Annotated in this window: 3 protein-coding genes and 1 pseudogene; 1 reads left to right on the forward strand and 3 read right to left on the reverse strand. The window is 66.5% G+C overall.

Features of this window, described 5'->3' with window-relative positions:
- The 3 genes from DID99_RS35590 to DID99_RS35600 form a co-directional block, all read right to left on the reverse strand.
- Positions 1-927: Ig-like domain-containing protein (locus DID99_RS35590; protein ID WP_221623074.1), on the reverse strand; the 927-nt coding region annotated here is incomplete at its 3' end.
- Positions 928-1,020: 93 nt separating this feature from the next.
- Positions 1,021-2,445 carry an HlyD family type I secretion periplasmic adaptor subunit gene (locus DID99_RS35595; RefSeq protein WP_124570421.1) on the reverse strand — a complete coding sequence of 475 codons (1,425 nt, stop codon included), beginning with the start codon at positions 2,443-2,445 and terminating at the stop codon, positions 1,021-1,023.
- On the reverse strand, positions 2,429-4,621 hold the full coding sequence (locus DID99_RS35600; protein ID WP_124668643.1) for a type I secretion system permease/ATPase: 2,193 nt from the start codon (positions 4,619-4,621) through the stop codon (positions 2,429-2,431). Before DID99_RS35600 ends, DID99_RS35595 begins: the two co-directional genes overlap by 17 nt.
- A gap of 511 nt (positions 4,622-5,132) precedes the next feature.
- Between DID99_RS35600 and DID99_RS35605 the strand changes: the two are divergent.
- Positions 5,133-5,771, forward strand: a pseudogene (locus tag DID99_RS35605) (transposase); the annotation flags it as partial.
- Positions 5,772-5,845 lie beyond the last annotated feature (74 nt).

Consider the following 5,845-nt stretch of genomic DNA (forward strand, 5'->3'; position numbering starts at 1 on the left):
CGTCGCCGCTGACGCATTGCCCGCGACATCAACCTGCCGCACCTGCACATTGTTCACACCCTCGACCGCCCCGAAGCTGGTACTCCAATGCGCACCATTATCGACGCTGTACTGCACGGTCGCGCCACTCTGAACCCCGGTCACATTCAGCGTACCGACATTCGTGACGTGATCAACAGCACTACTGCCCGAATCGACCGCCAGCGCCACACCAGGCGCCACAGCCGCAGCCGTATCGAGCGTGAAACAGCACGACGCCGCCGCCGACGCATTGCCGGCGATGTCGACCTGCCGGACCAGCACGGTATTCGTTCCCTCGACCGCGCTGAAGCTGGTGCTCCAGTGCGCGCCGTTGTCGGTGCTGTACTGAACGGTCGCGCCGTGTGCGATCCCGCCGAGCGAAAGCGTGCAGTCCGACGTGATGTGGTCGGTGGCCGAACTGCCCGTGTCGTGCGCCAGCGCGACGACAGGGGCGGGCGGTGCAATATCGACATAGGCGGTCGCCCAGCTCAGCGTGCCGTTGCCCAACCGGATGGCGTACGTGAAGCTGTCCTGCGCGTAGCCGAGCGTATTGAAGCTGTTCGACAGCCATGACGCATCGAGATGGCTCGCATCGTATCCGACCTTGCCGTCCGACGTGACCCAGATGTGCGCGCCGTGCGCGCTGTAATCCATGCTCACGGCTTCGGCTCTCGCCGTGTCCTGCGTCAGCAGCGCGGTCTGCTCGAGCGCGACGGTCGCTTCGGTGCCGGAGTCGAGCGAGTAGAGCGTCTTGGCCGCGCCACCGAGATCGTTCGCCATCACGTTCAGGTAGACGGTGGTGAGTGCATTGTCGGTGAGCCCTGTCTGCGCCGACATGAACACATCGTCTTGTGCCTGCGGCGTATTGCTGATGGACACCGCGGTGCCGTTCGAAGTCGTCGCCATGTCGTGCTCCCCGTCCTGTCTGATGTGTATTGATGCAGGCATTTCGCCGCCCCATGCGGCGCTCGCCCGCGGATCTGCAAATCGGTCTTCGTATCAGCGCTCGCGCAACGCCATTTCCTTGGTCTTGATGACGGGCTTGAGCAGGTAATGCAATACGGTCCGGCGGCCGGTCCGGATGTCGACCGTCGCGATCATGCCCGGCACGATCGCGACCGGCTGGCTGCGGCCGCTCGGCTTGTTCTGCCGCGTGCGCACCAGCACGCGGTAGTAGCTGTCGGGTTTCTCGCCGGGGCGGTCGGGCACGATCGTGTCGGCGCTGATGTCCTCGACGACGGCCGGAAAGCCGCCGTAGATGGAAAAGTCGTACGCGGAGAGCTTGACCGTCGCGTCCTGCCCCGGATGCAGGAACGCGATGTCCGAGGGCCGCACGCGCGCTTCGATCAGCAGCGTGTCGTCCAGCGGCACGATCTCCAGCAGGTCCATCCCCGGCTGGATCACGCCGCCGACGGTGTTGATCTTGATCTGCTTGACCATGCCCTTCAGCGGCGCCCGCACCAGCGTGCGCGTGACGCGATCCTCGAGCGCCACATTGGCCGCGCTCAGCGCGGACTGTTCGGCGCGCGCCTGGTTCAGCTCCTTCATCGCGTCGGCGCGGAAGTGCGCGGTCGTTTCGTCGATCTTCTGGCGCGCTTCGCGATAGGCGGCTTCCAGCCGCGGCATCGCCAGCCGCGTCGCGTCGAGGTCGCCTTTCATGTCATTGGCCTGCCGTTCGAGCCGCAGGACTTCGACATCGGATACCGCGCCTTTCTGCACGAGCGGGCTCGTCAGCGCCAGCTCCTTCGCGACGAGGCCATAGCTATGCTGCAGCTGCGCCTGGCGCGAACGTTTCTCCGCGAGCTCCTGGCGATGCTGTTCGGCCTGTTGCCTGAGCACGTCCAGATTGGCCTGCAATTCGCGCTGGCGCGATGCGAACAGCGAGCGCTCTTCGTCCAGCAGGCCGGGGCTCGTCTGCGCCAGCCGATCGGGTGCGACGAACGCGGCGCCGTTCGCCTCGGCGGTGAGGCGCGCGATCCGGGCAAGCAGCGCGGCATCCTTCGCCTGTCCTTCCTTGTACGACGACGTGAAGCGCGTATCGTCGATGCGCATCAGCGGCTGGCCTTTCTGCACGACCTGTCCCACGCGCACCATGATCTCGGAGACGATGCCGCCCTCGAGGTTCTGCACCACCTGCACCCGGCTGGACGGGATCACCTTGCCTTCGCCGACGGTCACTTCGTCCACTTCGGCGAACGCGGACCAGGCGAGGGCGACGACGAAGAAGGCGAGCGTCGCCCAGAGTATCCAGTGGCTGAAATAGCGCGGCCCTTCCATTGCCGCAGCGCAGCGTTCGCGCATGAACGCCGTATCGTCGGCGCGCGGCCTGAGGGCCGCGCCGATCCGTGCGACCAGCGCCTTGAGCGCCGCGGCGCGGTTCATCGTCGGCGTATCCGCGCCGTCGGGTTCAGCCAGCAGCGACATGGAGCGTCCTCCCTGCAAGCGCGGCCAGGACCTGGTCCTTCGGGCCGTCGGCGACGACGCGGCCCTGATCCATCACGATCAGGCGGTCGACGAGCGTGAGCAGCGACGGGCGATGCGTGACGAGCAGCAGCGTGCGGCCCTCGAGGCGGGCCGCGAGCCGCGCCTTGAATAGTTCCTCGGACCGGTTGTCCATCGCGCTGCTGGGCTCGTCGAGCAACAGCACCTGCGGCGACAGCAACATCGCGCGGGCGATCGCGACCGCTTGACGCTGTCCGCCGGACAACGCTTCGCCGCGCTCGCCGACGGCGAGATCGAAGCCGTTCGGCAAGCGGTTGACGAAGTCGGCGACCCCGGCGACCTGCGCGGCGCGCAGCACGGTGTCGTCGTCCACGCCGGGCGCGCCCAGCACGATGTTGTCCCGCACGGTGCCGTTGAACAACATCACGTCCTGCGGCACGTGGCCGATCCCGCGCCGCAGCGCGGCGGGATCGTACTGGCGCAGCTCGACGCCGTCGATCAGTACGTTGCCGGAAGCGGGCGGATAGAGCCCCAGGATGAGTTTTTCGATCGTGGTCTTGCCCGAGCCGACGCGTCCGATGATGCCGACGCGCTCGCCCGCGCCGATGCGGAACGACACGCCGTCGAGCGACGTGCCGCTCTGGCCCGGGTACGCGAAGCCGACGTTCCGGAATTCGATCTCGCCGCGCAGCGCCGGCCGGTGCACGAAGCGCTGGTCGGCCGGGCGCTCGCCGGGCAGGTTCATCACGCCGCTGATCGACGCCAGCGCGCTGCGGGACTGGTGGTAGCGGGTCAGCAGCGACGCCACCTGGCCCATCGGCGCCAGCGCGCGGCCCGTCAGGGTCGTGCAGGCGATCAGGCCGCCGGTCGTGAGGCGGTCGTCGCCAATCATATAGACGCCGCACAGGACTACGGCGAGATAGGCCACCTGTTGGGAGAACATCGCGAAATTGACCGCGCATCCCGACAGCAGGCGCGACTTGAGCCCGAGCCGCGCGATCTCGCCCAGCAACTGCTCCCAGCGGGCCTGCATCGGCCCTTCCGCGCCGTTGACCTTGATCGTTTCGAGGCCGACCAGCGTTTCGATCAGCAGCGCCTGCCGTTGGCTCGCGTGGCGCTGGCTGGCCTGCACGGCCCGCGCGAGCGGCCCCTGCACGGCAACGCCCGCGCCGATCACGAGCGGCAGCGCCATCAGCGGCAGCCAGCCGAGCCCGCCGCCGACCCAGAACATCGCCGCGATGAACACCACCGAAAACGGCAGGTCGATCAGCGCCGCCGCGGTGGCCGACGTGAGGAAATCGCGCACCGCTTCGAATTCCTGGATCTGCGACGCGAATCCGCCGACCGACGGCGGGCGCGCGGCCATCCGGATGCCGAGCACTTTTTCGAACAGGTTGGCGGACAGGATCACGTCGATCTTCTTGCCGGCCATGTCGATGAAATAGCCGCGCAACGTGCGCATCACCACGTCGAACACGATCACGAGCACGATGCCCGCCGCCAGCGCCCACAACGTCTCGAGCGCGTGGTTCGGCACGACCCGGTCGTAAACGTTCATCGTGAACAGCGGCATGGCCAGCGCAAACAGGTTGACCAGCATCGACGCGAGCATCACTTCCGCGTAGATCGGCCACGACTGCGCGACCACGCCCCAGAACCAGTTGCGCGGGCGCGGCACGGCGCTTTCCGCGTCGCGCGCGTCGAACCGGTGGGCGGGGCGCGCGAACAGCACGAGGCCGGCATGGCGTTGCGCGAGCTCGGCCGGGGCGAGCGCTGCCTCGCCGCAGCCGGTTTCGGGAAGGATCACCTGCACGGTGCCGGACGCGTTTCTGCGAACCAGCACGCATGCCTGCCCGTCGTTCAGCAGCAGCACGACGGGCAAGACCGCGTCCGGGATGTCGTCGAGCGCGCGCCGGGCCAATTTGGCGGAAAGGCCCGCGCGCGCCGCTGCCCGGATGAACAGCGCCGGCGTCAGGCGCTGGCCGGCCAGCGGCAGGCCGGCCACGAGCGCGTCGGCGCCCACGGGCCGGTCGAACAGCCGCGTCAACACGAGCAGGCAGCCCAGCAGCGGATCGTCCTCGATGCCCGATCCGTGGGGCAGCTCCCATGCACGCGCGCCTGCCGCGCCCGCCGCGGCTTCCGTCGTGGCGGCGTGCATTACAGTACGCCGCCACGCAGGTGACGGTCGGACTGGTGCGGCAGTCCCCCCGGCGCGGATATCCCCGCCGTCAAGCGCTTTGTTTTGCTCATGCGCTACCCCGATGTTGTTCGTTCGATGTCCGTCGCTTGGTGCGACTGCTTGTCGACTACTGCCTTACGTCGGAGCAACAGCAAGTAGCGGGCCAGATGGGGTGGTGGGCGCGCGCAGCACGGCGGTGCGTGCTTGCGCGAGCCGGCCGGCCGGCGCGAATGGCGATTTGGTTTCGGATCTGATACGAATGAATGCGCGTGGCGTTGCGGACGTGCGCGGCGGCGCTCACGCTCTCGTGCGCGGATCAAGATGGCAGGGCAGCAGGGCGGGGGCGAACCGTCGCCGTGGCGCAAGCGGGGCGCTGGGCCCGGCCTCGAGAAATGTTTCAGCGCTGAAACGTCCGGGGTGTCGCGACGTATCGCCGATGCAACGTGGGTGGGGGTGCGGACAAAATCTTGGACTACCTTGGAGGTAGTTCATGTATTCATACGAAGACCGCGTTCGAGCGGTTCAGCTCTACATCAAGTACGGCAGGAGCGCAGCGGCAACTATTCGCGAGCTGGGATATCCTTCGCGCAAGAACTTGGCACGGTGGTACCGTGCGTTCGTTGAGGTTGGCGATTTGCCGGCGGGCTATCGCCGCTCCAGGCCACGTTACTCCACCGAACAGAAGCAGATCGCGGTCGAGCATTATTTGAGTCATGGCTGCAATTTTGCCGGGACCACGAGAGCACTGGGGTATCCGTGTCGCGCAGTGCTGGCCGCGTGGGTCTACGAGCTATGCCCCGATATTCGGAAACGTCTTGTCAGCAATGCTCGGAATGTGCCGTCGTCGCCAGTGTTGAGGCAGGCAGCGGTCATTGAGCTGTGCACCAGAGACGAAGGTGCACGCGTGATCGCGGAAAAGATAGGCGTGAGCAGGCCGACGCTATACAACTGGAAAAATAAGCTACTCGGTCGAGAGGCTCCGGCATCCATGAAACGCCATAAGAATCTGGCATCGGCCCCTGAGCCGGCAGAACTGGAGCAGCAGCTGGAATCGCTTCGACGCGACATACGGCAGCTGGAACTCGAACGCGACATCCTGAAGAAGGCCAATGAACTGTTAAAAAAAGGTTCATCGCAGGAAACCGTGGAGGGTTTGGGAGCGATTGCGTAACCTGACGCCTGACTTTAAGGACGTCAGGAGAG

Source organism: Burkholderia sp. Bp8986, from assembly GCF_003854225.1.
GTDB lineage: Bacteria > Pseudomonadota > Gammaproteobacteria > Burkholderiales > Burkholderiaceae > Burkholderia.